Genomic DNA, 218 nt, shown 5'->3' with positions numbered 1-218 from the left:
CACAGTGACCTTTAAATTCAGTGAAGCGGTTACAGGCTTTGAAGCCAGTGACATCACTGTTGCGGGTGGCAGCTTAACGGGTCTAAGCAGCACAGATAAAATCACTTGGACAGCGACCTTTACCCAGACAGGAACCGATACACCAAAAATCAGTGTTGCTGATAATAGCTATACCGATGTAGCGGGCAACCAAGGTAGCGGTGACAGTATTGATCTAA

General features: G+C 46.8%; 1 protein-coding gene. It reads left to right on the top strand.

Features of this window, described 5'->3' with window-relative positions:
• Window positions 1–218 (top strand): Ig-like domain-containing protein (locus tag EXE10_RS21710; RefSeq protein ID WP_165383077.1); only part of this gene is annotated, 218 nt, incomplete at both ends.

The sequence above is a fragment of the Acinetobacter sp. WCHAc060033 genome (genome assembly GCF_004209125.1).
Taxonomy (GTDB): Bacteria; Pseudomonadota; Gammaproteobacteria; order Pseudomonadales; family Moraxellaceae; genus Acinetobacter; species Acinetobacter wuhouensis.
Note: the sequence above shows the minus strand (reverse complement) of the source record. Positions and strands in the feature narration are given on the sequence as shown.